4 protein-coding genes are annotated in these 3,121 nt (G+C 44.4%); 1 reads left to right on the forward strand and 3 read right to left on the reverse strand.

Annotated elements, in window-relative coordinates; all coding sequences use genetic code 11:
- A partial coding sequence (locus QTO00_RS17150; protein ID WP_331425862.1) for an aspartate/glutamate racemase family protein occupies positions 1 to 595 on the forward strand: 595 nt, incomplete at its 5' end.
- 133 nt (positions 596 to 728) lie between these two features.
- On the opposite strand, the gene QTO00_RS17155 is transcribed toward QTO00_RS17150, so the two are convergent.
- The 3 genes from QTO00_RS17155 to QTO00_RS17165 form a co-directional block, all read right to left on the reverse strand.
- Positions 729 to 911, reverse strand: a complete 183-nt coding sequence (locus QTO00_RS17155) for a hypothetical protein (protein WP_331425863.1) — start codon at positions 909 to 911, stop codon at positions 729 to 731.
- 179 nt (positions 912 to 1,090) lie between these two features.
- The gene (locus tag QTO00_RS17160; RefSeq protein WP_331425864.1) at positions 1,091 to 2,794 is read right to left on the reverse strand and encodes an FAD-dependent oxidoreductase; all 1,704 of its coding nucleotides are present in this window, start codon (positions 2,792 to 2,794) and stop codon (positions 1,091 to 1,093) included.
- 11 nt (positions 2,795 to 2,805) lie between these two features.
- The gene (locus tag QTO00_RS17165) at positions 2,806 to 2,991 is read right to left on the reverse strand and encodes a YgaP family membrane protein (protein WP_038137354.1); all 186 of its coding nucleotides are present in this window, start codon (positions 2,989 to 2,991) and stop codon (positions 2,806 to 2,808) included.
- Positions 2,992 to 3,121 lie beyond the last annotated feature (130 nt).

Here is a 3,121-nt window from a genome sequence, read left to right on the forward strand (position 1 = left end):
GCATTCCGCTAAAGTGATTCTGAACAGTGTTGATTTTGCCGAAATCGAAGCCCTGCAGAGAAGTGGAGATTGGCAAGCGAATGCGGATATCTTGTGTCAGGCCGCTCAATCGATTGAACGTGCTGGAGCGGATTTTATCTTAATCGCGACCAATACAATGCACAAAGTCGCCGATCAGGTTGAAGAAGCCGTATCGATTCCTTTACTGCACATTGCCGATGCAACTGGTCATGAACTTAAGCGGCAGGGAATTAGTAAAGTCGGCTTACTAGGAACCGCGTTTACCATGGAACAAGAGTTTTATAAGCAAAGACTTGCTGACAAATTTGGCATTGACGTGGTGGTGCCAAATGGAGTGCAACGTAAACTCGTCCATGACATCATCTACAACGAACTTTGTCTAGGTCAGATTAACCGTCGCTCAAAAGATGACTACCTAACAATTATCGATGATCTTGCTGAAAAAGGGGTAGAAGGCGTCATTCTTGGCTGTACTGAAATCGGATTATTGGTTCAACAAGACGATACTCGCACCCCTCTGTTTGATACCGTTGGTATCCACGTTCAAGCAGCGGTTAAAGAGGCGTTAAGTTAGGCCACAACAAGCGTATTCTAGTGAGTGACCCCGCTAGCACATAGCTTATAGACACGATATGTAGCAAAACCTTCTCTATAACGGAGAAGGTTTTTTTGTTAATTAGCTAATCTCGATATCGAAGAAAGGGTAGTTAAAACTGTGACGAAATCAGTTCGATGAGCTCCACTTCAGTTTCTGGCATTTTTTCAAGTTCTACGGTACATGATGCACCGCCTTTAAGCATGTATGCGCTAGTTGTGCAGTGATCATGATGAAACCACTTACCGTCAATACAAACATCGGTATAGCAGCGTGGGTCTGGTTTCAGTTCCATATCAGCCTTCCTTGTCTAATAATTGTTAACACAATATCAACATAACTATCTATTGCTGAATCGAAAATGATCTAGGTCAATCTGAATCAAGGAATAGGCAACCCGTGTATGGTTCTGTGTTGAAGGACGAAAAAAGGGGAGTCGAACTCCCCAAAAGTGTAGTGGACTAAATGTTAAGTTTAAGCGTTGGCAAACTTGTAAGTACGATAACCGCCAATCAGGTTACGGGCTTTGAAGCCGTTATTAACTAACTGACGGTATGCAACGTTACCGCGTAACCCAACTTGACAATAGATAACGATCTCCTTGTCTTTTGGCAGTTCGTCCATACGGTGACGCAATTGGTCTACAGGAATGTTGATCGCATCTTTGATAAAGCCAACATTTTCAAGTTCGCCAGGGTTACGCACATCGAGCAGGACTTGCTCGTCTGTCAGTGTGTCCATTTCATCAAAGTGAATCGGAGTGGCGTCACCCTTAATGATGTTGTTGGCCACAAAGGCTGCTTGGTTGATCACATCTTTTGCACTGCCATACGGCGGTGCGTAAGTGAGCTCGAGGTGTTGAAGCTGCTCGACAGTCATGCCTGCACGCTGTGCAACCGCCATCACATCAATTCGTTTGTCGACACCATCTTTGCCCACTGCTTGCGCACCAAAGATTTTGCCTGTTTTTGGATCGAACAACATCTTGAATGATACAATCTCTGCACCAGGGTAGTAACTAGCATGGCTTGCGGTATGAACGTAGACCTTTTCGTACTCAACACCATCACGTTTAAGTTGTTTCTCGTTTTTGCCCGTTGAAGCAACCGCAAGGTCAAAAATCTTACAGATAGCCGTGCCTTGTGTACCTTGATAGATTTCATTGCGTCCGAGCATGTTGTCGGCAGCCATACGACCTTGACGGTTTGCAGGGCCAGCAAGTGGAACGAGAGTTTGTGCACTTGTAACAAAGTCTTTTTCTTCGACTGCATCACCCACTGCGTAGATGCTAGGATCGCTAGTCTGCATCATTTCATTGGTGTAGATACCACCGAGTTCACCAATTTGCAGTCCTGCTTCTTTTGCCAACTTAGTCTCAGGGCGCACACCGATAGCCATGATTAAGATATCAGTGGTCAACGACTCACCATTGTTGAGAGTCAGGTTGAGCTCACCTTCAATATGCTGGTGTTCGGTATCTTCACCAGAGCCGATGCTGGCAATATGTTCATTGGGAATGTACTCAACGGCTTGAAGCGCTACGCCTAGTTTAAGGTCAATGCCTTTTTGACGAATTTCAGCGTGAGCAAACCCCGCCATTTCACGGTCGACCGGAGTCATCACCTGATCCGCCATCTCAATCAGTGTAGTTTTAATTCCCAACTGATGGAAGGCTTCCATCATTTCTAGACCGATGAATCCGCCACCCACAACTGTTGCGTGCTCTGGCTTGTTCATCTGGATCGTTTGAATGATACGATCCATATCTGGGATGTTACGCAACGAATGGGTTAGCGGGTTATCAATACCAGGGATTGGCGGTACGATAGGGCCTGCGCCAGGGCTAAGGAGTAAGAAGTCGTAGCTTTCAGTATACTCGCTATTATCCAATAGGTTCTTAACAGTAACCTGCTTGTTGTGTCGATCAATGGATATGACTTCGTTCATAACACGAACATCAACGTTAAATCGAGCTAAGAAGCTTTCTGGAGTTTGCAAGAGGAGCTTACTTCTATCCTTAATGTCGCCACCTATGTGGTATGGCAAGCCGCAATTGGCGAACGAGACGAAACTTCCTCTTTCGAACATGATGATTTCTGCGTCTTCGCTTAACCTTCTAGCACGCGCAGCCGCAGATGCACCACCAGCTACACCACCAACGATAAGAATCTTAGTCATTTGAAACTCCGTTATTGAAAACCTAATTTTTTAAGAAAATATGCTGCCGGACACAGGCCAGTAAAGGCACTTTGGATCAAGTTGACCCCGACAAATACCGTTAACCAAACAAACCCACTATGCACGGTTACCGTCAATATAACTGAGAGTAGAACCATACTTCCTGCTAGTACTCGGATTGCATTTTCAAGTGTCATGTCGTTCTCCTTCGTGTCCATTTTCCTTGATGAGAACTACTATAGAACTATAAATTAGAAATGTCTAATGTTAATTTGTCTAATTTTACGTAAGCTAAATTAGTATTGACTAAATTATATTATTTAGTAT

Origin of the sequence: Vibrio sp. M260118 (genome assembly GCF_036533755.1) — a bacterium.
GTDB lineage: Bacteria > Pseudomonadota > Gammaproteobacteria > Enterobacterales > Vibrionaceae > Vibrio.